Raw genomic sequence first — 23566 nt, 5'->3', positions numbered from 1 at the left:
GTTATCACTCACCCCATCGTACCGTAGCGATACGGCACTTAGCCACTGTTCCTCATGGGCAAGCAACATTTTTCGAAAGACAAGGGCGACCGTCGCGGCGGCGCTCCCGGCAGCTTCGGCCGCCCCAACTCCAGCGACCGGCCCAGCGGCGGGCGGCGCGGCGCAACGGGTGACCGGCCGGACAACGAGCGGCGCTCTTTTTCGGGCGACCGACCGGGCGGCGAGCGTCGGCCTTCCTACGGCGACCGGCCGGGTGGCGAGCGGCGCTCGGCCCCGGAGCGCGGCGGATTTGGGGGCAACCGGGGCGCGGAGCGCAGCGGCCCCAGCCGGGATGCAGGGGGGAGCGGGTATTCTGCTGGCCGGTCCTCGTTTGGCGGAGGCAACCGTCTTGGGGGTGATGCCGAGCGGCGTCCTTATAACCAGGGCGGCGGCTCCTCGTTTGGGGGCCGGCGCGAAGAGCGCTCCAGCGCGGCCAAAGAGCAGCGCACCGGCACCAGCTACGGCCGCACTGATCGGGGTGCCGAACGGCCCGCCCGGGAAAATTTTGACCGGCGCAGCGGCGGGGCCGATGAGCGCCCGGCCCGGCCCTACCAGCCCCGCGAAAACTGGAGCGGCCAGCCCTACCGCCAGGAAGGCCGCCCGGCCGTACCCCGCGGTGTGCCCGGCGAGCGCAACCGCAAGTTTCAAAAGCAAAATCCCTACGCGGCCGACGAAAACACGGGCAGCACGGGCAGTGGCTCTGCGGGCTTTGGCCGCAGCACGCCCCGCGAAGAAAGCCCCAGCCGACCCGACGAGCGGGGCCCCAACCGGCCCATTCGCTCGGCACGACCGTTCGCGGCTACCCCACCGCAGCCCCGCGAGGTACGTGGCGACGACCGCAACCCGAACAATGACCGGGGCGGTGACCGGGAACGCAGCTTCGGCGGGGCCCGCGGCGGCGAAGGCGCTTTCGAGCGCAAGTTCACACCGGGCGCTTTTGGCCGGCGCGACGGGGCCCCCAGCGCCCCGCGCAGCAACGGCGAGCGGCCAGGCGGCTTCGAGAAGCGCAGCTTCGGCGGTGAGCGCGACGCCACCCGCGTCGGCAGCGCCCGCCCCGACGGGGACGAGCGCCCGGCCCTGGGCAAGTTCGCGCAGCGCCGCGAAGAACTGAAGGCCCAGGAGCGCAGCGTGCGCCGCTCGGGCACCGGCTACGGCACCGCCGGGGCCGGCCAAGCCAACCGCGCCGACAAGCCCCGCTTCGGCGAGCGGCCCGGCGAAGCCCCCGACTACAAAAACCTCAAGCACTACGAGGCCGACAAAGACCGCGGCAACAAGCGCCGCCGCGACCAGGAAAACCAGGACTTTGCCACCGACGAGCTGCGCCTAAACCGCTACATCGCCAACGCCGGCATCTGCTCGCGCCGCGAGGCCGATGCGCTGATTGCCGCCGGGGAAATCCGGGTGAACGGCGAAGTGGTGACCGAAATGGGCTACAAAGTGCAGCCCGAAGACACGGTGCAGTACGGCAAAACCAACCTCAACCGCGAGAAGTCGGTGTACGTGCTGCTGAACAAGCCCAAGGACTTCATCACCACCACCGACGACCCCGAGGGCCGCCGCACGGTGATGGAGCTGGTGGCCAACTCGTCGAAGGAGCGCATCTTCCCGGTGGGCCGCCTCGACCGCAACACCACCGGCCTGCTGCTCTTCACCAACGACGGCGAGGTGGCCCAGCGCCTGTCGCACCCTTCGCATAAGAACAAGAAAATCTACCAGGTCGAGCTGAGCACTCCACTGACCGAAGACGACCTGCGCAAAATTAGCGCCGGCATCGAGTTGGAAGACGGCAAAGCTGAGGTGGACGACGTGGCCGTGGTGGCGGGCAACCCGCACTTTGTGGGCATCGAAATCCACATCGGGCGCAACCGCATCGTGCGCCGCATCTTCGAGCACCTGGGCTACGAAATAGTGGCCCTGGACCGCGTGCAATACGCCGGCCTCACCAAGAAAGACCTGCCCCGCGGCAAGTGGCGCTTCCTGAGTGAGCAGGAAGTCATCCGGCTGAAGTATTTTATGTAAATGGTTAAATGGCTGGGGGTTAAATTGTTGATTATCGTATTTTCAATAATTTAACCCCCAGCCATTTAACCATGAAATCTAATGCACACCCTGGTTCTGGACATCGGCAATACGTCCGTGAAGGTCGGTTGCTTCGCGGGGGAGGCGCTGGTGGAGATGGTGGGGGGCCTCGTGGCCGGCGAGGTGGAAGCCTTGGTGCGGCGCTGGGCCCCCCAGCACCTGCTCATTGCCTCGGTGGCGGAAGAGGCGGCCCGGTGGGCCCTGCGGCTGCAAGGCCTGGTGCCGGGCCGCATCCTGTTGTTTGAGCCGGGCACCACGCCCGTGCCGCTGCGCAACGCCTACGCCACGCCCCTTACCCTGGGGGCCGACCGCCTGGCGGGAGCCGTGGGCGCGGCGGCCCTGCGCCCGGGCCGCGACACGCTGGTGCTCGACGCCGGCACGGCCCTGAAGTGCGACCTGGTGACGGCCGACGGCACCTACCGCGGCGGCAGCATCGGGCCCGGGCTGGGCATGCGCCTGCGGGCCCTGCACGAGTACACCGGCCGCCTGCCCCTGCTGCCGCTGCCCGCCCCCGATGCAACGGTTCCGCTGGTGGGCGACTCTACGGTGGGGGCCCTGCTGAGCGGCGTGCTGAACGGGGCCGCCGCCGAGGCCAACGGCCTGGTGGCCGCCTACCGGCAGCAGTACCCCGCCCTGGGCGTGGTGCTCACCGGCGGGGACGCCCCGCTGCTGGCCGCCCGGCTGGCAGGCCCTATCTTTGCCGTGCCCGAACTGGTGCTGCTCGGCCTTTACCGGATTTTAGTCTATAATGTTGAAGTTGAACGATAAGAATGCGGTCCGGCTGGTGCTGGTTTTGGCGGCGCTGCTGGCCGCCGGGGGCACCCACGCCCAGGGGCTGGGCAACTCGCCCTATTCGCGCCTGGGCCTCGGCGAGTACTACGCCAACACCGGCGGCGTGCGCCAGGAAGGCATGGGCGGCGTGGGCCTGGCCGCGCCCAACGCCGTGAACGTGAACGACCTGAACCCGGCGCTGCTGTACTACACGGCCCGGACTACGTTTGAGGGCGGCTACGTGGGGCAGTACAAAACCGTGAAAAATGCCGTGGCGTCGTCGCGCACCGGCAGCGGCACGCTGGGCTACCTGGCCCTGTCGGTGCCGCTGGCCCGCCGCTGGGCCGCGTCGGTGGGCCTGCGGCCGCTCAGCTCCGTGGATTATAATACCACCACTACGTCGGCGGTGGAAGGCTCGCCGAACGACCAGGTGCTGAAGCTGCGCCAGGGCTCCGGGGGCGTGTCGCGGGCCTACCTGGCCCAGGGCGTGCACGTGGCCCGCGACCTGAACCTGGGGGTCACGGCGGCCTACGTGTTCGGGACGGTGGACGAGACGACGGGCACGTCCATCCTGTTCAGCAACGGGGCCGCGACCCAGAACATCGTGGACCGCCGCCACATCCACTACTCGGCCTTCGATTTCCGGGCCGGGCTGCACTACCGCCACAAAATCACCAAAGACCTGCGCCTGAACATGGCCGGCGTGTACTCGTTCCAGAGCAACCTGGGGGCCCGGCGCATGAGCACCCAGGAGCAGCAGGACGCCAACGGGGCCGCCACGTCCAGCATGCAAATTGAGGACCTGACCGGCCGGGTGGTGGAACCCGCCCTGGCCCAGGCCGGCCTCAGCCTCGACAACGACAAGAACTGGAGCGCCAGCCTCGACGTGGCCCAGCAGCAGTGGTCGAAGTTCACCAGCTTCGGCACCGTCGACACGCCTTTGCGCAACACCTTGCGCGTGGGGGTGGGCGGCGAGTTCACGCCCGACCCGGGCTCGGTGGAGCACTACTTCCAGCGCGTGAACTACCGCCTGGGCGTGAACGTGGCCCAGATGCCCTACCAGCCGGCCGGCCAAACACTCTACGACCGGTCCATCAGCTGGGGCTTCGGCTTTCCGCTGCCCACGGCCACGCCGCTCGAAGCCACCACGTTCAGCCTGGCCTTCACCTACGGCATGCGCGGCAACACGAACTACGTGACCTCCGGCAACGGGGCCAGCAACGTGCAGGAGAACTACGTGAAAATGACGTTTGGCGTGACGCTGAACAACCGGTGGTTCATCAAGCGCCGGCTGCAATAGCCGGGGCCCCAGCCGTGAACAAGCGTTGGGCACCCGGACCGGGGAAAATGTGGTTGCTGGGCGGCCTGCTCGCGCTGGCGCTGCCGGGCTGCGACGAGAAGAAAACCATCGGCCCCACGCGGATTTACACGGGCCCCATCACCGAAACCACCAACGTGGTGGAGCTGATCAGCGACTCGGCCAAGCTCAAGCTCCGCCTCACGGCCCCCCTGGAGCAGCGCTTCGAAACCGAGGTGGTGTACGCCAAGGGCCTGAAGGTCACCTTCTATGCGAAAGACGGCAAAACGGTGGTCAACACCCTGACTGCCCGCTACGGCAAGGTGGAGCAGGGCAAGGAGCTGTACACCATGCGCGGCAACGTGGTGGTGGCCAACGTGCCCGAGCAGCAGCAGCTCTTCACGGAAGAGCTGTTTTTCGACCGCGGCAAGCAGCTGATTTACACCAAGCCGGACATGTTCGTGAAGGTGCTGACCCCCACCGAGCGCCTGACGGGCACGGGCCTGACGGCCAACCAGAACTTCTCTTCTTACCGCATCACCCACCCCGAGGGCGTGTTCGCCGTTGACCAGGCGGTGGCCCCGTAGCCGGGGCCCGGTTTTTATTCAGCCCATGAAATTCGACAAATCCTTGCTGCGCACCGTGCTCTTCGCCGTGGGCGTGGTGGCCATGGTCATCGGCATCTACCAGACCGTGCTCTTCAACAGCCTGGTCCGCAACTACGAGATTTTTATGGTGGCTATGGCCTGCTGGATGCCCCTCATCTACTGGCGGCAGCAGGACGCCGTGGCCGCCAAGCTGGCCGAGCAGCGGGCCAAAGCCGCCAAGGCCGCGCCCAAAACCGGCAAGCCGGGCGGCGGCGGCCCCAAGGGTGGCAAGCCGGGCCCCAAGCGCCGCTAAGCGGTAGCCGTTAGGATAAACCGGGGATTTTGGGTTATTTTGCGCCTCTTTTGACCTTTACTATTTAAGTTTTTTTTGACAAGTACATGGCGTTAATCAACACGATACGGGAAAAATCGGGCTGGGCCGTGGGCACGGTGGCCATCGGAATGCTGCTCTTCATCGTGGGCGGCGACCTGGTGGGCGGCAAGAACCGCCTCTTCGGCCGCAACGAGAACACGGTGGGCGAAGTGGCCGGCCAGAAAGTAGAGCTGGCCGACTACAACAACGCGCTGGAGCAGGCCAAGCAGCAGTACACCGCCCAGCAGCAGCGCCCGCCCGACGAGCAGGCCCTCGGCCAGCTCCGCGACCAGGCCTGGAACCAGACCATCTACCGCCTGGCCTTCCAGCCGGAGTGGGACAAGCTGGGCCTGGGCGTGAGCGACGACGAGCTGGTGGACATGGTGCAGGGCGACAACATCAACCCCGGCATCAAGCAGGCCTTCACGGACCAGAAAACCGGGCAGTTCGATAAGGCCCGCCTCATCGAGTACCTCAAAAACCTCGACAAGCTGCCCCCCGAAAGCCAGGCCGCCTGGCGCAACTTCGAAGCCAACCTGCCGGCCGACCGCATGGCCAACAAGTACAACGCGCTGCTGAAAAACTCGGTGTACGTGACCACCGCCGAGGCCAAGCGCTTCAACGACGACCAGAACACCAAGGCGTCGGTGAAGTACTTGTTCGTGCCCTACAGCACCATTTCCGACTCGGCGGTGAAGGTGACCAACGACCAGCTGCAAGCCTACCTCGACAAGCACAAGGGCCAGTACAAGGTGGAAGACGGCCGCTCGGTGGAGTACATCAGCGTGCCGGTGGTGGCCTCGCAGGAGGACAGCGCCGCCGTGCGCACCGCCATGAACACTCTGGCCACGCAGTTTGCCACGGCCCCGGCCGACTCGCTGTTCGTGAAGCTCAACTCCGACCAGCCCTACAACAAAGCCTTCCGCAGCCCCGGCGACCCGACGTTTCCGGAGCAGCTGCGCAAGCAGCTGCCCCTGACGGTGGGCAAGGTGTACGGCCCCTACGCCGAAAACGGCACGTACTCGCTCTACAAAGTGACCGGCGAGAAGGAGGGGGCCCAGCCCGCCGCCCGCGCCAGCCACATCCTCATCAAGGCCGAGGCCAGCACGCCGCAGGCCAAGGCCGCGGCCAAAGCCAAGGCCCAGGACCTGATCAACAAAATCAAGGGTGGGGCCGATTTCGCGGCGCTGGCCCGGCAGTTCGGCACCGACGGCACCAAGGACCAGGGCGGCGACCTGGGCTGGTTCACGAAGGGCCGCATGGTGCCCGAGTTCGAGAAGGCCATCTTCGGGGCCCCCGGCGTGGGGCTGCTGCCGGCCCCGGTCGAAACCTCGTTCGGCTACCACGTCATCAAGGTGACGGCCGCCCCGACCAAGCAAACCTACCAGGTGGCCGAAGTGAAAAAGGCCATCGTGCCGAGCGACGCCACCCGCGAGGCGGCTTACGCCAAAGCCCAGCAGCTAAAAGGCCAGGCCACCGACCTGGCCAGCTTCCGCCAGCTCGCCACCAAGGACAAGACCCTGCAAAAGCAGGAAGCCCTGAACCTCGACCGCAACGCCCGCAGCGTGAACAACCTGCAAAACGCCCGCGACCTGGTGCGCTGGGCCTACGGCAACGGCCCCAACGGCGAAACCAAAATCGGGGACGTGAGCGAGGTGTACGAGATTGGCGACCAGTACGTCATCGCGGCCCTCACCGGCACCCAGGCCAAGGGCGCAGCTACGGTGGCCGGCCTGAAGCCCCAGCTGTCGGCCCTGGTGCGCAACGACCTCAAGGCACAGCAGATTATGGCCAAGCTGGGCAAAACCGGCACCCTGGAGCAGCTGGCCGCCGCCTACGGCCCCACCGCCCAGACCGGCACCGCCGACGGCGTGGCCCTGGGCCAGCCCACCCTGCCCAACGTGGGCTACGAGCCGCTGGCCGTGGGTGCCGCTTTCGGCCTGAAGCCCGGCCAGCACTCGGCCCCGTTGCAGGGCGAGCAGGGCGTGCTGGTGGTAGAGCCCGTGAGCGTAACGCCCGCTGCCGCCGCCCCCGACCTGAAAGCCGTGCGCCAGCAGCTGGCGCAGCAACGCGCCAGCCGCCAGGATGGCCTGATTTACGAGGCCATCAAGGCCCACGCCAACGTGAAAGACAACCGGGCCAAGTTCTTCTAGCCCGTTTGGGCTGAGGCTATGAAAGGGCCGTGCCTTCGGGTGCGGTCCTTTTTTGTGGGGCCCCGGCCCGCCATTTGTACCTTGGCCGACCAACCAAAACCTGCTTTTACTCCATGAACCGCCCTGCCCCAATTTCCTTCGTCTGCCGCGGGCTGCCTGGGCTTTTGCTGGTGTTTTTCGGCTTGGCGCTGGCTATAGCGTTCCGGCAGCGCAGCGCGTGGAGCCCCGAAGTGAAGCAACTGACCTACCCGCTGGCCCTGGTGCTAGCCGTGGGCGGCGGCAATTTGCTGAGCACCTACGTGCGGCAACGGCCCCTGCGGAAGAGCGAGTTGTGGGCGACTGCCGTCTTGGTGGCCGTGCTCGTGCTGGGCAACTGGGCCCGGTAGGCATTGAACAAACCCTCGGGGCTAAGGCGTTAGGGAGAACACCGGAAAAATTTAGCCGTGAGAAGTATGCGCCCGTCCCTTCTGCTGCTGAGTGCGGCTTTGCTGCTGGCCGCCCCGGCCCGCGCCCAGGCCCCCAAGCCCTGGGGGCCGTCCGACGGCACCGCCCTGGCCCGCGACTACGCCCGCCGGGGCGAGCCCGAGAAGGCCGTGTTTCTGCTGGAGCGGCTGCCCGCCGAGCAGCAAACCAGCCCCGAGCTGTTCCCGGTGTACTTGCAGGCCCTCACGGACCTGAAGCGCTACAAAGACGCCGAGAAGCTGGCCAAAAAAGCCGTGAAGCAGCACCCCGACGACGCCACCTACGGCGTGGCCTACGGCGGGGCCCTGCAAGCCGGCGGCGACGCGGCGGGGGCCGAGAAGCAGTGGCAGCGGGTCGTGAACCAGTTGGAGCCGGCGCAGGTGGGGCCGGCGGCGGCCGAGTTCAGCCGGCGCAACCTGCCGGCCTGGGCCGAAAAAGCCTACCTGCGCGGCCGGGCCCTGGCCCGCAACGAAACGGAGTACGGCCCCCAGCTCATCCAACTGTACACCCAAACGCAGCAGCAGGACAAGCTGCTGGCCGAAACCCTGCGCCTCGTGGCCCAGGACGAGCGGCAGCTGCCCTACGTGCGCAACATGCTCCAGAACGCGCTGAAGGAAGAAAAAGACTTCGACGCCCTGGAAAAGCAGCTGGTGAGCGCCGCCCAGCAGCACCCCGAGCAAGCCGCCTACCCCGAGCTGCTGCTGTGGCTCCAAGTGCAGCGCCACGACTTTGCCGGGGCCCTGGTGCAGGCGCGGGCCCTCGACCGGCGCGGCCGCACCCAGGGCAGCCGGGTGCTGGAAGTGGCCGCCATTGCCCAGCAGAACAAGGACTTCGACAATGCCCTGGCCGGCTACGACTACGTGCTGAAGGAGTACCGCGACGGCCCCCTCTACAACGTGGCCCGCCAGCGCCGCCTGGCCGCCCGCGAAGACCAGGTGCGCAGCACCTACCCCGTGGACTTGGCCCAGGTACGGGCCTTGGCCGCCGAGTACGAGCAGCTGCTGGCCGAGCTGGGCCGGGCCCCCGAGGCCGCCCCGGTGCGCCGCCGCCTGGCCGACCTCTACGCCTTCCAGCTCGGCGACCAGGCCAAGGCCATGGCGTTGCTGCAAGCCGTCATCGACCAGCCCCAGGTCCCGACCGAGCTGGTGGACGACGCCAAGCTGAGCCTGGGCGACATGTACTTGCTGCGGGCCGAGCCTTGGGAGGCCACGCTGCTGTACTCGCAAGTGGAAAAAACCGAGAAGGAAGCCCCGCTGGGCTACGAAGCCAAGCTGCGCAACGCCCGCCTGAGCTACTTCGCCGGCGATTTTAAGCTGGCCCAAAGCCACCTCGACATCCTGAAAGAAGCCACGACCCGCGAAATTGCCAACGACGCCATGCAGCTCTCGCTGCTCATCGCCACCAACACCGTGGAGGACACCCTGGGCCTGGCCCTGAAGGACTACGCCGCCGCCGAGCAGCTCGTGTTCCAGAACAAGCTGCCCGCCGCCGTGGCCGGCCTCGACGCGCTACTGGCCAAGTACCCGGGCCACTCGCTGTCCGACAACACCTACTACCTGAAAGCCCAGCTGCAGCAGCGCATGGGTGACTTCCCCGGGGCCGTGGCCACGCTGGAGCACCTGGTGGCCGGCCCGGCCAACGGCGTGCTCAGCGACGACGCGCTGTTTTTGCTGGCCCGCATCCAGGAGGAAGACCTCAAAGACAAGCCCAAGGCCCAAGCCCTTTACGAGCAGGTAATCACCAAGTACCCCGGCAGCATTTACGTGGCCGAGGCCCGCAAGCGCTTCCGCAAGCTGCGCGGCGACAGCGTGCAGTAGGGGTTTTCGGTACTTGGTAATCGGGGCTTGGGCACCAGGCACCGATTGCCAAGCACCGAAAACACTACCGGAAGAACACGAACAGCAGGGCCAGGAACACGATAAACACTGCGTACATCAGTCCGTCGGAGAGGATGTATTGCCGGTAGCGGCGGTAAAAATCGCGAAGCTTGGACATGGGGCAAACGGGACAGGCGGTGGGTCCGGCAAAGGTAGGCCCGTATCCCAGGCCGGGGTTTGGGCGTACTTTCGCAGGATAGTCTACCCGCAAAACCCACCCAATGCCGCTCCCCGCCGCCAAAAGCTGGAACTTCGCCCCGGCCCCCGACCCGGCGCGGGTCCTGGCCATCACCGAGGCCCTGCCCGTAAGCCCCAAAGTGGGCGCACTGCTGGTGCAGCGGGGCCTCGACACCCCCGAAGCCGCCGCCGCGTTCATCTACTCCGACCTGCGGCAGCTGCCCGACCCCTACCTGCTGCGCGACATGGACCGGGCCGTGGACCGCCTCGTGCGGGCCCTGGAAACGGGCGAAAAAGTGCTCGTGCTCGGCGACTATGACGTGGACGGCATCACGTCGGTGGCGCTGGTCATCAGCTACCTCACGCCGCTGTTCGGGGCCGCGCGGCTGCGCGACTACATCCCCGACCGCTACACCGAGGGCTACGGCATCAGCCACACCGCCGTGGACCTGGCCGCCGCCGAAGGCTTCGGCCTGATTGTGGCCCTCGACTGCGGCATCAAGGCCCTGGAGCCGGTGGCGTACGCCACCACCCAGGGCGTGGACTTCATCATCTGCGACCACCACCTGCCCGGCGAGGCGCTGCCCGCCGCCGTGGCCGTGCTCGACGCCAAGCGCGAAGACTGCTGCTACCCGTACCCCGATTTGTCGGGCTGCGGCGTGGGCTTCAAGCTGATGCAGGGCCTGGGCCAGCGCCTGGGCCGCGACCCCGCCGCCCTCTACGACCTGCTCGATTTGGTGACGGTGAGCATCGCCGCCGACGTGGTGCCCGTGACCGGCGAAAACCGCGTGCTGGCCGCCCACGGCCTGCGCCGCTTCAACGAGGAGGCCTCCTTGCTGCGCCCCGGCCTGGCGGCCCTGCGCGAGCTGGCGACGCTGCGCGAGGGGCCCCTCACGCTCAGCAGCCTGGTGTTCGGGTTCGCGCCGCGCATCAACGCCGCCGGCCGCATGGGCGACGCCCGCCGGGCCGTGGCCATGCTGCTGGCCCCCGACCAGCAGGAGGCCCGCCACACCGCCGAAGTGGTGGACCGCATGAACCAGGAACGGCGCGGCTCCGACCAAGCCACCACCCAGGAGGCCCTGGCCCTGATTGCCGACAGCCCGGCCCTGCAAGCGGCCCACGCCACGGTGCTCTACAAGGCCGACTGGCACCAGGGCGTGCTGGGTATCGTGGCCTCGCGCTGCCTCGACCAGTACTACCGCCCCACGGTCATCCTCACGCAGCGCGACGGCAAGGCCACCGGCTCGGCCCGCTCGGTGGCGGGCTTCGACATCCACGAGGCGCTGGAGTCGTGCGCGCCGCTGCTGGAGCAGTACGGGGGCCACCGCGCCGCCGCCGGCCTCACGCTGAAGGTCGAAAACGTGCCCGCGTTTCAGGCGCAGTTCGAAGCCATCGTGGCCCGCACCCAGGCCACGGCCCACCTCGTGCGGCCGGTCGAGGTTGACACCCTGCTGCCGCTGGCCCGCATCAACGACAACTTCTTGCAGGAGCTGCGGCCCCTGGAGCCCTTCGGGCCCGGCAACCCCAACCCGGTGTTTGCCTCGGCGCGGCTGCTGGCCGTGCCCGGCAGCGCCCGCGAAGTGGGCCACGGCCACCTCAAAATCCGCCTCGTGGCCGCCGACGGCCCCGGCCCCGCCGTGGAGGCCATCGGCTTCGGCCTGGCCGGCTACCTGCCCCGCATCAACGAAGGCCAGCCCTTCGATGCGTGCTACACCCTGGAAATGAACGAGTACCGCGGCAGCCGCCACGTGCAACTGCGCCTGCTGGACCTGCGCTGGGCCTGAGCCGTTTGGCAGGCCTCCATCACCCAAGACTTACGCAAACTGGCTGCTGGTTAGTCCCGGCAGGGGCATGCCCGGTAGGACGGCCTCGGTAATATCTGCTTGTAGAAGAACGATAAAACCCTGCGGGACAACCGCTAGTGCCGCGTTGCTGGTCGCGCTACCGGGGGCGGCCCCGGCGGGACCAGAAAAAGCGCCTGCTGGGCAAGCCCTAAGGTAAAATCATTAACCGTAGGGCCACAGCACGCGGGACTAGGCAGCGGCCGGGACCAACGCAAAAAGCCGCCGCCCTGCGAGCAGAGCGGCGGCTTTCAGTGGCCAACGCGCGGGTTTTTAGCGACGGCGCATAAAAATCGTTGCGTAATAGAGCAGCGTGGCCAGCGAGCTGATGGCGGCCACCACGTAGGTCATGGCGGCCCACCAAAGGGCGTCTTTGGCCATGGCGTGCTCCTGCACGGTCACCACGCCGCGCTGGTCCATCCAGGCCAGGGCCCGGCGCGAAGCGTCGAACTCGACGGGCAGCGTGACGAACGAAAACAGGGTGGTGAGGGCAAATAGCACGATGCCCAAGCCCAGCGGAATGATGCTGAAGCGTAGCATGAGCACGCCCGCCAGCAGCAGCATGGGCATGAAGCGCGACACGGCGCTGAGGGCCGGCACCATGGCCGAGCGAAAGGCCAGCATGGAGTAGGCCGTGGCGTGCTGCACGGCGTGGCCGCACTCGTGGGCCGCTACGGCGGCCGCAGCGGCGCTGCGCTCGGCGTACACGCCCTCGCTCAGGTTCACGGTTTTGGTGGCCGGGTTGTAGTGGTCGGTGAGGCTGCCCGTGGTGCTCTCGACGCGCACGTCGGTGATGCCGTGGTCGGCGAGCATCCGCCCGGCAATCTGGGCCCCGGTGAGGCCCGATTGCAGGCCCACCTGGGCATATTTCTTGAACTTGCTGCGGAGCCGCTGTTGGATGCCCAGGCTCACGAGCATTAACAGAATCAGGAAGAAAAACATGGTTATGGATTAAGAAAAGCGTGATGACGGGGGCCCTGGCGAACCGGGCAGCTACGTGCAAACAAGGGCCCCAACCGGCTACGCGCCGTGCCGCACTTTTTCGACGATGCGCGACGTGCTGTAGCCCGGCACCAGCGGCACGGTCAGGACCTGGCCGCCGTTGTTTAACACGAATTCGTGGCCCACAATTCCGTCAATGCTGTAATCGTCGCCCTTCACCAGCACGTCGGGCCGCACGGCCTCGATGAGGGCCTGCGGGGTGGGCTCGCCAAAGAGCACCACGGCGTCCACGAAGGCCAGGCTGGCCAGGATGCGGGCCCGCGCCTGCTCGTCCTGCAAGGGCCGGCCGGGCTTGAGGCGGCCCACGGAGGCGTCGGTGTTCAGGCCCACCACCAGGGCCCCGCCCAGGTGCCGGGCCTTTTCGAGGTAATCGACGTGGCCCAGGTGCAGCAGGTCGAAGCAGCCGTTGGTGAACACGATGGGCCGGCCGGCGGCCCGCCACCCGGTTAGGGTGGCAGGCAACTGGTCGAGGGTCAAAATTTTATCTTTGGTCCACATAGGGTATGAAAAGTATTCCGAAGCGGGGCATTCGCGCCGGGCTGCCGGCTTTTCGCCGGCTGCCCGGTAATCGTTGTGCTGGTTTGCTAACAGTTAGGGCCCCCAGGAGCACAGCGATTCAACGATTACCGGGCTGCCGGCTTTTCGCCGGCTGCCCGGGCCGTTCCAGGGCCCCGGCTACTTGGCCCGGATGGCCTCCACCGGGTCGAGGTTGGCGGCGATGACGGCGGGCACGATGCCGGCCAGGATGCCGATGCCCACCGACACAAGCAGGCCCAGGGCCACGTTGCCGCCCGAGAGGAACAGCGGCAGCGCGTCCTGCGGCACCAGTGTTATCAGCCAGACCAGCGCGATGCCCAGCCCGCCGCCAATCACGCACAAAAACACGGCCTCGAACAGGAACTGGAAGAGGATGAAGTAATTTTTGGCCCCCAGCGATTTCTGGATGCCGATGATGCTGGTGCGCTCGCGCACCGACACGAACATGATGTTGGCGATGCCGAAGCCGCCCACCAGAATGGCAAACGAGCCGATGACGGCCCCCGCGATGCCGATGATGTCGAAGAGCTTGCCGATGGCCGAGGCAATCATTTCGGGGCGGTTCAGGGCGAAGTTGTCTTCCTGGCGGGGCCGCAGGCCGCGGAGGTTGCGCATCACGCCCTGCATCTCGTACTCCAGGTTCAGCAGGCCGGGGTCGTCGTCGCGGCCCTTCACGCCCAGCTGGGGGCTGGGGCCGCCCATGCCGGTGGCGCTCAGCGTGAACAGCTTGGCGAAGGCGTCGTAGGGCACCAGGCAGTTGGTGTCGTTGCTGGGCGTGTCGAGCAGCTTTTTGCCCTCCTTGGCCATCACCCCAATCACGGTGTACTTCATGCCCCGCACCTTGAACTCCTGGTCCAGCGGGTGGCCCTGCGGGAACAGGTTTTCGGCGATGGTGGCCCCGAGGATGGCCACCGGACGGGCGTCGTCCATCTCCTGGGGCGTGAAGTAGCGGCCCTCGGCGATGGGCACGCTGCTGATGGCGCGGTACGCGTAGCTCACGCCCTGCAGGGCGCAGTCGGCCACCGAGTTGGTGCCCGCCTTGAGGGTGTTGCCGCCGCTGGCCGCGAAAATGGCCACGCCCTTGTTGTTGGGCCCCAAGCGGCGCTGCAACTCCCGAAACTCGCGCTCGGTGGGCACGGGCCGGTTGAAGTACTTCCACCAGGGGTTGGTGGCGTCGAACTTCCAGGGCCACTTGCCCACGTAAATCACCTTGTCGCCGATGAAGTCCATGCTGTGGCGCACGTTGGCTTCGAGCGAATCGACGACGGCGAACACGGCGATGATGGCGAAAATGCCCACCGTGACGCCCAGCAGCGAGAGCACGGTGCGCAGCACATTGCCCCGCAGGGCGTCCCAGGCAAAACGAAGGCTTTCGAAGGTGAGGCGCAGGGCGAGCATGCAGTAAAGGTAGCGCGGGCGCTGCGGGTAGGAGATGGGGGCGGGCCGGCGGCTTTTCAGCGGCGGCCCGCCCCGGCTTGCCGCGCCGCGGGCCGGTCTTCCCGAAAAAAGCCGTACTTTTGCCTCCCCAAATTTCGTTAACTTCCCCCTAAGACTGCCCGGATGGCCATGAAATTGCACGAGTTCAAGTTTGAACTCCCCCAGGAACTGATTGCCACGCACCCGGCCCGCAACCGCGACGACAGCCGCCTGCTGGTGTTGCACCGCGCCACCGGCCAGATTGAGCACCGCGGCTTCAAAGACATCCTCGACTACTTCAGCGAAGGCGACGTGATGGTGCTCAACGACACCAAAGTGTTTCCGGCCCGCATGTATGGCAATAAAGAGAAAACGGGCGCCACGATTGAGGTGTTTTTGCTGCGCGAGCTGAACAAGGAGCTGCGCCTGTGGGACGTGCTGGTGGACCCGGCCCGCAAAATCCGGGTGGGCAACAAACTTTATTTCGGCGAGAGCGACATGGTGGCCGAGGTCATCGACAACACCACCTCGCGCGGGCGCACCATCAAGTTTTTGTTCGACGGCTCGGACGAGGACTTCCGCAAGGCCCTGTACGAGCTGGGCGAGACGCCCATTCCGAAGGAGGTGCTGCACCGCGAAACCGAGCCCGCCGACAAGGAACGCTACCAGACCATCTACGCCGAGAACATCGGCGCGGTGGCCGTGCCCGCCGCCGGCCTGCACTTCACCCGCGAGGTGATGAAGCGCATGGAAATCAAGGGCATCGAAACCGCCGCCGTGACGCTGCACGTGGGCCTGGGCACCTTCCGCACCGTGGACGTGGAAGACCTGACCAAGCACAAAACCGACTCGGAAAACTTCATCGTGGAGGCCCCCGCCTGCGCCATCGTCAACAAGGCCCTGGACGCCAAGAAGCGCGTGTGCGCCATCGGCACCACCACGCTGCGGGCCATGGAGTCGTCGGTGTCGGCCAACGCCCGCATGAAGCCCACCCAGGGCTGGAACGACCGGTTCATCTTTCCGCCCTACGAGTTTAAAATCGCCAACTCGCTGCTCACCAACCTGCACCTGCCGGAGAGCACGCTCATCATGATTACGGCCGCCTTCGCCGGCTACCCGCTGCTGATGGAAGCCTACAAGGAAGCCATTAAAGAGAAGTACCGCTTTTTCAGCTACGGCGACGCCATGCTGATTCTGTAAGCGCAATGGATTCTGTAAGCGCAATGATTGAATCATTGAGTGCGTAAATGAGCGAAGGCTCGGCTGTGTTTGCGGCCGGGCCTTTTGCTTTGTGGCGCAAGCACCCGTTGACGCTCCCAAACCGCACCTTCCCTTGGCCCATTCACCCGTTCACTCCTTCACTCCTTCACCCATTGCACCCCGCTACGCCATCCTCGTGGCCGGGGGCACGGGCACGCGCATGGGCGCGGGCATGCCCAAGCAGTTTCTGCTGTTGCGCGGGGCGCCGGTGCTGCTGCACACGCTGCGCCGCTTCGCCGAGCCGGCGCTGAACGTGGCCGAAATCATTGTGGTGCTGCCCGCCGACCAGCTGGCCACCTGGCGGGCCCTGTGCGAAGAGCACGGCGCTGAGATTCCGCACCGGCTGGTGGCCGGGGGGGCCACGCGCTGGGCCTCGGTGAAAGCCGGGCTGGGGGCCCTGGCCGGCCACGCCCAGGGCCTGGTGGCCGTGCACGACGGCGTGCGGCCGCTGGTGAGCGCCGCCGTGGTGGAGCGCACCTACGCCGCCGCTGCGCAGCACGCCGCCGCCGCCGCCGCCGTGGCCCCCAAGGATTCGGTGCGCACCCTCTCGCAGCACGGCTCGGCGGCCCTCAACCGCCGCCGCCTGCGCCTGATGCAAACGCCCCAGACCTTCGAAATCGACCTGCTGCGCCGCGCCTACGCCATGCCCGAATTGCCCGCCTTCACCGACGACGCCAGCGTGGTGGACGACCTCTGCCGCGTGGAACTGGTGGAAGGCGACTACCGGAATTTAAAAATTACCACGCCGGAAGACTTGCTGATTGCCGAAGCGCTTTTCAATGGGTGAGTGAATGGGTGAACGAATGGAGGAAATTGTGGTGTCGTTCTTTGCATTCACTCATTCACCCATTCTCTCGTTCACCCATTGGACTACACCCGCCTGCTCTACGACGTGCGCCCCGACGGCGTGGCCACCATTACCCTCAACCGCCCCGAGGTGTTCAACGCCTTCGACGACCCGCTGACGTACGAGCTGCAGGACGCCCTGAAGCAGGTGGGCCGCGACGCGGCCGTGCGGGCCGTGGTGCTCACCGGGGCCGGGCGGGCCTTTTGCTCGGGGCAGGACTTGAAGGCGGCGAAGGAACTAGAAGCCGCCGAGGGCCGGCCCCGCTCGTTCTACGATTCGCTGCACCAGCGCTACAACCCCATCATCCGGGCCATGCGGGCCCTGCCCAAGCCCATCATTGCCCGCCTCAACGGCGTGGCGGCGGGGGCGGGCTGCTCGCTGGCCCTGGCCTGCGACGCGCTGGTGGCCAGCACCGAGGCCTCGCTGATTGAGGTGTTCGTCAACATCGGCCTGGTGCCCGACTCGGGCTCGTCGTACTTCCTGCCGCGGTTGGTGGGCAGCCTCAAGGCCTTCGAGCTGTGCGCGTTGGGCGCGAAGGTGTCGGCCGAGGAGGCCCTGCGCCTGGGCCTGGTGAGCCAGGTGGTGGCCCCCGACCAGCTCGACGCCGCTACCTACGCCTTGGCGGCCCGCTACGCCGGGGCCCCCACCCGCAGCATCGGCCTGATTAAGCAGATGCTGAACAAGGCCGGGGCCGCCACCCTCGACGAGATGCTGGACTACGAAGCCCACTGCCAGCAGATTGCGGGCGAGACGGCCGACTACCGCGAGGGCGTGGCCGCGTTCGGCGAGAAGCGCCGGCCGGTGTTCCGGGGCGCGTAGCCGGCGGCGGGCGGTTGGCGTATAAGGGGCCGGGGCGCGGTTGCCGCCCCGGCTGCTTCGTCCTCCTTTTCCTCCCCACCCATGCCCTTTACTACTGTTTCCCTGCGGGCCCGGCTGCCATTGCTGGCCCTGGCCGGCTTGCTGGCCAGCGCCTGCTCGTCGGGCCCCGGCAACACCGACGACCCCGTGGCCGCCGCCCAAGCCCAGAACGAGCACAAAATCGACGACGCCGGCATCACCAAAAAGCAGCAGGCCGACGCCGACTTCCTGGTGAAAACGGCCAGCAACGGCTTGCTGGAGCAGGAGCTGGCCAAGCTGGCCCAGGCCAAGGCCGCCACCGTGGCCGTGCGGGCCTTCGGCCCCCCGCTGCTGCAAAGCCGCCTCGACCTGCTCGCGGCCCTGCGCACACTGGCGGGGGCCAAGCAACTGGCCGTGCCCGCCGCGCTGGGCAAAGACGAGCAAGCCGCTTACCACGACGCCAGCCAACTCACGGGGCTGGAACTTGACAAAAAACTGCTGGCCACCACCATCCGGGCGCTAAAGCAGGACCGCGACGCCTTTCAGCGCATGGAAAAGGAGGCCTACGACGGCGACATCCGGGCCTTCGCGGCCAAGTACGGGGCTCCTGCCGGCCAGCAGCTCGACGCTGCCCAGGCCGCCGAAGACGTGCTGAATAAGTAAGCTCAAGCGTGTGGCAGAGAAGTGGATAAGTCTGCCCGTAGGCCCCAACCTAAGCGCTGGCTTGGCGTATAGCGGTTATTCATTGCCACTTTCTTTCCCACCAACTTATGAAACGCCTCCTCCTTCCCGCCCTCGCCGCTGGCCTGTTTGCCGTTGGCTCCTGCGGCAGCGGCGACAAAGCCTCGACGGCTTCGACCGACCAGCCGGCCACCACGCCGCCGGCCGAAAACAGCGTCCCTCCGGTAGCCAGCAACACCGATACGGCCATGGCCAAGCCCGCCGCAGCCCCGATGGCCCCGGTGACCGATGCTGAGTTCATCACCAAAGTTGACGAAGGCGGCCACAACGAGATGGGCCTGAGCAAAATAGTGTTGACGAAAAGCCCGTCGGCTGCCGTGAAAGCCTACGCCACCAAAATGATTGCCGACCATACCAAGGCCGGTGCTGAGTTAACGCCCATTGCCAAAGCACACGGGGTGAAGCTGAAGGGCATGATGGACGCCGAACACCAAACCATCCGCGAGGCCATGCTGAAGATGTCGGGCCCCGACCTGGAGAAAAAGTACATGGACCAGATGGTGACCGACCACGACAAGACGGTGGCCCTGTTCCAAAGCGAAATTGCCAATGGCAAGCAAGCCGACACCAAGGCCTTCGCTTCTAAAACGCTGCCGACCATTCAGCAGCACGACAGCATGGCTAAGACCGACGACAAAATGAAGATGTAAGCAACGAGCCCGTTGGGCTTACTTCTCTGCTTAAGCGGCCGCGAAACTTTCGCGGCCGCTTTTTTTATGTCCCGCCCCTACTTTAGCCGTTTGGTGGGGCCTGCCCGTCAGGACTTAGCCAAGCCCGGCAGCTAAGTTTATTACCGTTGTTGTTTCCGTCCTGCCTGTACATGGATCTAGCTTTATTCGCCTTGCTTATCGCGTTGGCAGCCCTGGCCCGCTACTGGTCGCTGCCCAAGCAATTGGCCGAGTTGCGGGCCGAACTGGCGCGCCGCCAAGCCGAGCAAACGCAGCTCCACGCCGAGCTGCACCGCTTGCGCGACCAAGTAGCCGTCATGCGCACATCGTGGACCGGTGGGGCCGCGCCGGCGGCGGGGGGCCCGGCGCCGCTGGTGGCAGCGGCCGGCGCGGCCCCGGTGGCGCCGCTGGTGGTGCCCGTGCCGGTGCTGCCGCCGGTGGCGCGCCCGCCCGCCCCGGTGGCGCAAACCGTGCCGGGGCCCCTGCCGGCGCAGCCGCCCCGGCAAGTACCAACGGCGGTGCCGTTGCCGGCCGCGCCATTGGCCCCGGCGCCGCGCCAGGTGGCCCCCGCGCCCCCGCCGGTGCCGGCCGGGCCCACCTGGTGGGAGCGGGCGGCCGCGGTGCTGCTGGAGAACTGGACCGGTATTCTGGGGGCGGTGGTGCTGGTGACGGGCGTGGGCTTTTTGGGCATTTACGCCGCTTTGCGGTTGGCCCCACCGTTCCGGTTTCTGTTGATTTGCGGCTTTGCGGGCGGGCTGCTGGGGGCCCGGTTTGCGCTGCGCACCAAGGCGTTTGCCCAGCAGCTGAACGCCTGGCTGCTGAGCAGCGCGGCGGCCATTTTTCTGTTTGCCTGCGTAGGGGCCGCTAGCATCGACGGCCTGCGCTGGGCCACCCCGCCGTTCGATTACCTGCTGCTGCTGGTGGGCGTGGCGGCCAACCTGTACCTGGCCTGGCGCGCCAGCCGCGAGGCCGTGGCCACCCTGCACGGCGTGCTGAGCCTGGTGGCGCTGGCGGTGCTGCCGCCCACGGCCCTCACGCTGGGCGCGGCGGCGGGCGTCACGGCGTTTGGCATCGCCATCACCTACCGGCAGCGGTGGCGGTACCAGCTGCTGCTGAGCATCGCCAGCTTTTTCGCGTTTCACCTGTACTGGCACCAGCAGCTGCCCAGCCTGCCCGACGGGCTGCGGCTGGCGGCCATGGGCCTGGTGCTGCTGGTGGGCGCGGCGGCCGCCGTGGTGCAGTACCGCCGCGTGTACGCCAGCCGGCAGTTCGAGGCGCTGCTCTTCGCGGCCCACGTGCTGAACTGGACCTGCCTGGGCATCAACCTGTACCTATACAGCACGGGCTCGGTGTGGAAGACAATTCCGCTGGCGCTGGGGGCCCTGCTCACGTTCGGGGCCGGGCGGCGGGCCAAGCAGTTGGGCATCGGCTGGCTGTTCCAGACCGACACCATCCTCTCGCTCATCCTGGCGCTGGCCACGGCCCTGTCGCTGCAAGGCTGGCACGCCACCGGGTCGGTCATCCTGCTGTTCATGCTGCTGGAATCGTTGCTGATTGCCCTGGTAATGGCCCGCCAAAACGAAGCCCTGGTGTACCGCGTGGCCATGGCCGGGGCCCTGCTGGCGGGCGGCGGCCTGCTGCTGCTGGCCGCCGGCCAGGCGCTGGCCAACGGCCCCGGGGCCCTGGGCCGCGACGCCCTGGTGCTGGCCCTGGCCGGCGGGGCCGGGCTGGCGTTTGCCCAGCTCACCTACCGCCAGCCGCTGCTCCGGGCCCCAACCGAGGTGCCCGCGGGGCCTGGGGTACCGGCGCTGGCCCCGGCCGTTTGGCACCGCGACCTGCTGGGCAGCTTCGTCGGGCTGGCCGGGGCCCTGCAAGCCGGGGCAGGCTTGCTGCTGCTGCGGGTGGTATTTACCGGCCCGGCGACCTCGGTAGCGCTGCTGCTGGGGGCCCTGCTGGGGCTGGCGGGCGGGGCGCTGGGGCTGGCGGCCTGGGTGCGCGCCGCCGGGCTGGCGCCCGACTGGGTGCGCCAGCAGCAGTTGGTACTGGCGCAGCTTTTTGCGGTGCTGGCCGTGGTGGGCCTGCACGAGACGGGCCTGAATTGGCCGGCGGTATTCCTGGTGCTTTACGCCGAAAACCTGCTGGTGGCCGGCCAGTTGCACGGCCGCCCGGCGGACGACGGCCTGCTGCACGCCCAAACCTACCTGCTGGTACTGCAAGCCCTGCTCCTGCCGCTGCTGCTGCGCTACACCTCGCCGGGGGCCCCGGGGCCCCTGGGCCGGGCCGGGCTGGGGCTGGCCGCGGCCGGGCTCACGCTGGCGTACCAGGCGCGCCGGCAGTGGTGGCCGCGCACCGCCAACGCCCCCGAATACGCCGGGTTGCCGCTGAGCGCGGCGGCCCGGGTGCCGGCGCTGGGCCTGGCCATTGGCTGGCTGCTGCTGGGCGCGGGCGCGCTGGTGTACGCGCGGCCGTGGGCGGGCTGGGCAGTGGCCGGGCTGCTGGGGGCCTTGCTGTACCTGCGGATGCGGGTGCCCGCGCCGGGCCTGTGGGCCGGGCTGGCCCTGGCGGGCACCGGCTACCTGGTGCTGCAATGGGGCCACGTGCTGCTGCCGGCGCGGGCGCTCGGCGCGGGCCCGGCGCTGCTGTACCTGCTGCCCACGCTGGCCGTGCCGCTGGTGAGCCTGCGGGCCGCGTGGTGGCCGGCGGGCGGGCAGTTTGTGCGGTGGCCGGGGCTGTACTTATTGGGGCTGCACCTGCTAGTGGCGCTGGGGGCCGCCGTGCCGGCGGGCCACGCGGCGTACGACGCGCTGGGGCTGCTGGCGCTGGCGGGCGCGGCCTTCGCGGGGGCCCTGGCGTGGCGGCTTACCCTGGCCGACGCGGCCGCCGTAGCCCGCGCCGGCCAGCCCGACCGCTACCTGCTGCACCTGGGCTACTGGCTGCTGGCGGGCAGCCTGCTGGCCCACGGCTGGCTGCTGGCCCGCGCCGAAACCTTCTTCGGACAGCCCGCCGAGTATTTCACGGCGGCCTTACTATTCGGGTTGCTGGGGGCCCTGGCGGCGGCCCGGCCGCCGGCCACGGCGCCGGTGTACCGCTCGTGGCGCGTGCTGCACCCGTGGCTGCCCGAGGCGGCGCTGCTGTTTGGCACCGCCACGCTGGCCCACCACGTGCGCACGCCTTGGCTGCCGCTGCTGTGGGCGGCCGCCGCGCTGGCCCTCACCCGGGCGGCGGCCGGGCTGCCGGCCCGCTTCCGGCGGCTGGGCCTCTACGGGCGGCTCTACTACTGGCTGGCGGCGGCCACCGCCAGCGCCGCGTGCCTGCGCTACGTCGCGCCCGGCCAGCTGCTTAGCCTCGATTGGTGGGTGATTGCCGCCGCCGTGGGCTTGCTGTTTGGGTACGTGGGGCTGGGCCTGCGCGTGGGCAACGCGCCCTTCGCCGACCTGCCGCCGGCCTGGTCCCGGCTGGCCCGGCCCACGCGCCGCCAGCTCGAAGCCTGGCTGCTCTACCCCGCGTTCGGGGCCCTCGCGCTGCTGCTCATCCAGTCGTTCGACCGCTCGGTGCTCACCGTGCTGCTGATGCTGGAAGTCGTGGCCGTGTTCAGCACCAGCCTGCTGCTGCGCCGGCAAGACCTGCGCTACGGGGCCCTGGCCGGCATGCTCGGCTGCCTGGTGCGGCTGGTGTTTTTCGACCTCAGCCAGAGCGGCACCGTCACGCGGGCCATCGTCTTCATTTTCATGGGCCTGCTCCTGTTGGGCATGAACGCGCTGTACGCCCGCTTCAAGGCGCGGTTTGCGGGGACCGGGGCCCCGGAAGCGGCGGCGGACGACTGATTGGCGCCCGGCGGCCTTATTTTAGTAACCCCATCCGGCCCGTTTGCTATGCCCCACCACGACACCATTTTGGTTCACCACGACCGCACCGAATTTCAAATCGAGCGGCTGATTCTGTTTACCGACGCCGTGTTTGCCATTGCCATCACGCTGCTGGCCATCGAAATCAAGCTCCCGGAAATGGAAGGCCGGCCCACCGACGACCAGGTTTGGCAGCAACTGGTACGGCTGATACCCAAGTTCATCGGCTTCCTGACGGGGTTTGCCGTCATTGCCCTGTACTGGATGGCGCACCACCGCATTTTCCGCTTTTTGCGCAACTACGACGGCAAGCTGCTGTGGCTCAATACATTGTTTTTACTTTTTATTGTGCTGATGCCATTTTCGTCGGGGCTGTTCAGCTCGTACGCCACCGTGAGGGCCCCCTTTGCCGTTTACGCCGCTAACATCACGCTGGCGGCCCTGGCGCAGGTGTGGCTAATGCGCTACCTGGCCAATCCGGCCCACGGCCTCATCCGCCCCGCCGACGCCACCCACCCCGACCTGGACTGGTGGCGGCCCCTGGTGCCGGCGTCGGGTTTCCTGCTAGCGCTGCTGGTCATGCAGTTCGTGGCACACGACAGCGTACTGAATTATTTCACGCCCTTCCTGTTGCTGGTTACCATCCCGCTTTCCCGGCTGCACCGGCACCGCTACCGCCGGCTGCAGGCTCTGCACGAAGCCCGGCTGGCGCCCCAAACAGCCACCCACTGAGCGTCTTTTTGATGCGGCGGAGGCT

At 67.6% G+C, this 23566-nt stretch carries 19 protein-coding genes; 16 read left to right on the top strand and 3 right to left on the bottom strand.

Going from position 1 to position 23566, the window contains the following annotated elements; all coding sequences use genetic code 11:
- Positions 1 to 54 precede the first annotated feature (54 nt).
- The 9 genes from HNP98_RS08635 to recJ all read left to right on the top strand — a co-directional run bounded on the left by HNP98_RS08635 (position 55) and on the right by recJ (position 11599).
- Positions 55 to 2058 carry a pseudouridine synthase gene (locus tag HNP98_RS08635; protein WP_173809656.1) on the top strand — a complete coding sequence of 668 codons (2004 nt, stop codon included), beginning with the start codon at positions 55 to 57 and terminating at the stop codon, positions 2056 to 2058.
- Between the two features lie 81 nt (positions 2059 to 2139).
- Positions 2140 to 2886, top strand: a complete 747-nt coding sequence (locus HNP98_RS08630; protein WP_173809655.1) for a type III pantothenate kinase — start codon at positions 2140 to 2142, stop codon at positions 2884 to 2886.
- The gene (locus tag HNP98_RS08625; protein ID WP_173809654.1) at positions 2867 to 4189 is read left to right on the top strand and encodes a hypothetical protein; all 1323 of its coding nucleotides are present in this window, start codon (positions 2867 to 2869) and stop codon (positions 4187 to 4189) included. The genes HNP98_RS08630 and HNP98_RS08625 overlap by 20 nt, the downstream gene beginning before the upstream one ends.
- A gap of 47 nt (positions 4190 to 4236) precedes the next feature.
- Positions 4237 to 4773, top strand: a complete 537-nt coding sequence (lptC, locus tag HNP98_RS08620; RefSeq protein ID WP_173809653.1) for an LPS export ABC transporter periplasmic protein LptC — start codon at positions 4237 to 4239, stop codon at positions 4771 to 4773.
- Positions 4774 to 4798: 25 nt separating this feature from the next.
- A complete protein-coding gene (locus tag HNP98_RS08615) occupies positions 4799 to 5086 on the top strand; it encodes a hypothetical protein (RefSeq protein WP_173809652.1) in 288 nt (95 codons plus the stop codon).
- A gap of 86 nt (positions 5087 to 5172) precedes the next feature.
- Positions 5173 to 7299 carry a peptidylprolyl isomerase gene (locus HNP98_RS08610; RefSeq protein ID WP_173809651.1) on the top strand — a complete coding sequence of 709 codons (2127 nt, stop codon included), beginning with the start codon at positions 5173 to 5175 and terminating at the stop codon, positions 7297 to 7299.
- 113 nt (positions 7300 to 7412) lie between these two features.
- Entirely contained in the window at positions 7413 to 7685 is a 273-nt protein-coding gene (locus HNP98_RS08605) for a hypothetical protein (RefSeq protein ID WP_173809650.1), read from the top strand.
- 66 nt (positions 7686 to 7751) lie between these two features.
- Positions 7752 to 9578 (top strand): tetratricopeptide repeat protein, encoded by a 1827-nt coding sequence (locus HNP98_RS08600; protein ID WP_173809649.1) that lies wholly within the window; start codon positions 7752 to 7754, stop codon positions 9576 to 9578.
- Between the two features lie 281 nt (positions 9579 to 9859).
- Positions 9860 to 11599 carry a single-stranded-DNA-specific exonuclease RecJ gene (gene recJ / locus HNP98_RS08595; RefSeq protein ID WP_173809648.1) on the top strand — a complete coding sequence of 580 codons (1740 nt, stop codon included), beginning with the start codon at positions 9860 to 9862 and terminating at the stop codon, positions 11597 to 11599.
- A gap of 330 nt (positions 11600 to 11929) precedes the next feature.
- Here recJ and HNP98_RS08590 read toward each other — a convergent pair whose 3' ends face one another.
- From HNP98_RS08590 to HNP98_RS08580, 3 genes are all read right to left on the bottom strand, one after another.
- Positions 11930 to 12598 (bottom strand): zinc metallopeptidase, encoded by a 669-nt coding sequence (locus HNP98_RS08590; RefSeq protein ID WP_173809647.1) that lies wholly within the window; start codon positions 12596 to 12598, stop codon positions 11930 to 11932.
- 78 nt (positions 12599 to 12676) lie between these two features.
- A complete protein-coding gene (rfaE2, locus tag HNP98_RS08585; protein ID WP_173809646.1) occupies positions 12677 to 13156 on the bottom strand; it encodes a D-glycero-beta-D-manno-heptose 1-phosphate adenylyltransferase in 480 nt (159 codons plus the stop codon).
- Positions 13157 to 13333: 177 nt separating this feature from the next.
- The gene (locus tag HNP98_RS08580; RefSeq protein ID WP_173809645.1) at positions 13334 to 14593 is read right to left on the bottom strand and encodes an ABC transporter permease; all 1260 of its coding nucleotides are present in this window, start codon (positions 14591 to 14593) and stop codon (positions 13334 to 13336) included.
- 168 nt (positions 14594 to 14761) lie between these two features.
- On the opposite strand from HNP98_RS08580, the gene queA reads away from it, so the two are divergent.
- From queA to HNP98_RS08545, 7 genes are all read left to right on the top strand, one after another.
- Positions 14762 to 15811: a tRNA preQ1(34) S-adenosylmethionine ribosyltransferase-isomerase QueA gene (gene queA / locus HNP98_RS08575; protein ID WP_173809644.1), complete on the top strand. Its 1050-nt coding sequence runs from the start codon at positions 14762 to 14764 to the stop codon at positions 15809 to 15811.
- Positions 15812 to 15944: 133 nt separating this feature from the next.
- Positions 15945 to 16658: a 2-C-methyl-D-erythritol 4-phosphate cytidylyltransferase gene (locus HNP98_RS08570; protein ID WP_246275044.1), complete on the top strand. Its 714-nt coding sequence runs from the start codon at positions 15945 to 15947 to the stop codon at positions 16656 to 16658.
- Positions 16659 to 16736: 78 nt separating this feature from the next.
- On the top strand, positions 16737 to 17537 hold the full coding sequence (locus tag HNP98_RS08565) for an enoyl-CoA hydratase-related protein (protein ID WP_173809643.1): 801 nt from the start codon (positions 16737 to 16739) through the stop codon (positions 17535 to 17537).
- A gap of 81 nt (positions 17538 to 17618) precedes the next feature.
- Complete coding sequence (locus HNP98_RS08560; RefSeq protein ID WP_173809642.1) at positions 17619 to 18218, top strand: DUF4142 domain-containing protein; 600 nt, start codon at positions 17619 to 17621, stop codon at positions 18216 to 18218.
- 107 nt (positions 18219 to 18325) lie between these two features.
- Entirely contained in the window at positions 18326 to 18946 is a 621-nt protein-coding gene (locus tag HNP98_RS08555; RefSeq protein WP_173809641.1) for a DUF4142 domain-containing protein, read from the top strand.
- A gap of 170 nt (positions 18947 to 19116) precedes the next feature.
- Complete coding sequence (locus HNP98_RS08550; protein ID WP_173809640.1) at positions 19117 to 22788, top strand: hypothetical protein; 3672 nt, start codon at positions 19117 to 19119, stop codon at positions 22786 to 22788.
- 48 nt (positions 22789 to 22836) lie between these two features.
- Positions 22837 to 23541 (top strand): TMEM175 family protein, encoded by a 705-nt coding sequence (locus tag HNP98_RS08545; protein ID WP_173809639.1) that lies wholly within the window; start codon positions 22837 to 22839, stop codon positions 23539 to 23541.
- The last annotated feature ends 25 nt before the right edge of the window (positions 23542 to 23566 follow it).

Origin of the sequence: Hymenobacter caeli, from assembly GCF_013294115.1 — a bacterium.
Taxonomy (GTDB): domain Bacteria; phylum Bacteroidota; class Bacteroidia; order Cytophagales; family Hymenobacteraceae; genus Hymenobacter; species Hymenobacter caeli.
Note: the sequence above shows the minus strand (reverse complement) of the source record. Positions and strands in the feature narration are given on the sequence as shown.

What these genes read in the sequence shown, in the direction of transcription:
- HNP98_RS08635 (WP_173809656.1), top strand. Translation starts at nt 55, where the DNA reads ATGGGCAAGCAACATTTTTCGAAAGACAAGGGCGACCGTCGCGGCGGC.
- HNP98_RS08630 (WP_173809655.1), top strand. Translation starts at nt 2,140, where the DNA reads ATGCACACCCTGGTTCTGGACATCGGCAATACGTCCGTGAAGGTCGGT.
- HNP98_RS08625 (WP_173809654.1), top strand. Translation starts at nt 2,867, where the DNA reads ATGTTGAAGTTGAACGATAAGAATGCGGTCCGGCTGGTGCTGGTTTTG.
- lptC (WP_173809653.1), top strand. Translation starts at nt 4,237, where the DNA reads ATGTGGTTGCTGGGCGGCCTGCTCGCGCTGGCGCTGCCGGGCTGCGAC.
- HNP98_RS08615 (WP_173809652.1), top strand. Translation starts at nt 4,799, where the DNA reads ATGAAATTCGACAAATCCTTGCTGCGCACCGTGCTCTTCGCCGTGGGC.
- HNP98_RS08610 (WP_173809651.1), top strand. Translation starts at nt 5,173, where the DNA reads ATGGCGTTAATCAACACGATACGGGAAAAATCGGGCTGGGCCGTGGGC.
- HNP98_RS08605 (WP_173809650.1), top strand. Translation starts at nt 7,413, where the DNA reads ATGAACCGCCCTGCCCCAATTTCCTTCGTCTGCCGCGGGCTGCCTGGG.
- HNP98_RS08600 (WP_173809649.1), top strand. Translation starts at nt 7,752, where the DNA reads ATGCGCCCGTCCCTTCTGCTGCTGAGTGCGGCTTTGCTGCTGGCCGCC.
- recJ (WP_173809648.1), top strand. Translation starts at nt 9,860, where the DNA reads ATGCCGCTCCCCGCCGCCAAAAGCTGGAACTTCGCCCCGGCCCCCGAC.
- HNP98_RS08590 (WP_173809647.1), bottom strand. Translation starts at nt 12,598, where the DNA reads ATGTTTTTCTTCCTGATTCTGTTAATGCTCGTGAGCCTGGGCATCCAA.
- rfaE2 (WP_173809646.1), bottom strand. Translation starts at nt 13,156, where the DNA reads ATGTGGACCAAAGATAAAATTTTGACCCTCGACCAGTTGCCTGCCACC.
- HNP98_RS08580 (WP_173809645.1), bottom strand. Translation starts at nt 14,593, where the DNA reads ATGCTCGCCCTGCGCCTCACCTTCGAAAGCCTTCGTTTTGCCTGGGAC.
- queA (WP_173809644.1), top strand. Translation starts at nt 14,762, where the DNA reads ATGAAATTGCACGAGTTCAAGTTTGAACTCCCCCAGGAACTGATTGCC.
- HNP98_RS08560 (WP_173809642.1), top strand. Translation starts at nt 17,619, where the DNA reads ATGCCCTTTACTACTGTTTCCCTGCGGGCCCGGCTGCCATTGCTGGCC.
- HNP98_RS08555 (WP_173809641.1), top strand. Translation starts at nt 18,326, where the DNA reads ATGAAACGCCTCCTCCTTCCCGCCCTCGCCGCTGGCCTGTTTGCCGTT.
- HNP98_RS08550 (WP_173809640.1), top strand. Translation starts at nt 19,117, where the DNA reads ATGGATCTAGCTTTATTCGCCTTGCTTATCGCGTTGGCAGCCCTGGCC.
- HNP98_RS08545 (WP_173809639.1), top strand. Translation starts at nt 22,837, where the DNA reads ATGCCCCACCACGACACCATTTTGGTTCACCACGACCGCACCGAATTT.